A 265-nucleotide genomic window follows, 5' to 3' on the forward strand; every position below is an offset into this window, starting at 1 on the left:
TCAAACCAAAACACCTTGGGTGTTGTAAGGTTAAGCCTCTCGGGTCATTAGTACTGGTTAGCTCAATGCATCGCTGCACTTACACACCCAGCCTATCAACGTCTTAGTCTTAAACGTCCCTTCAGGGGACTCGAAGTCCCAGGGAAGACTCATCTCGAGGCAAGTTTCGCGCTTAGATGCTTTCAGCGCTTATCTTTTCCGCATTTAGCTACCGGGCAATGCCATTGGCATGACAACCCGAACACCAGTGATGCGTCCACTCCGG

At 50.6% G+C, this 265-nt stretch carries 1 rRNA gene; it reads right to left on the bottom strand.

Annotated elements, in window-relative coordinates:
- Nucleotides 1–26 precede the first annotated feature (26 nt).
- Nucleotides 27–265: ribosomal RNA gene (locus ACMV8I_RS21545) — 23S ribosomal RNA — on the bottom strand; the annotation flags it as partial.

Source organism: Ewingella sp. S1.OA.A_B6 (genome assembly GCF_049889095.1).
In the GTDB taxonomy this organism is placed as follows: Bacteria; Pseudomonadota; Gammaproteobacteria; order Enterobacterales; family Enterobacteriaceae; genus Ewingella.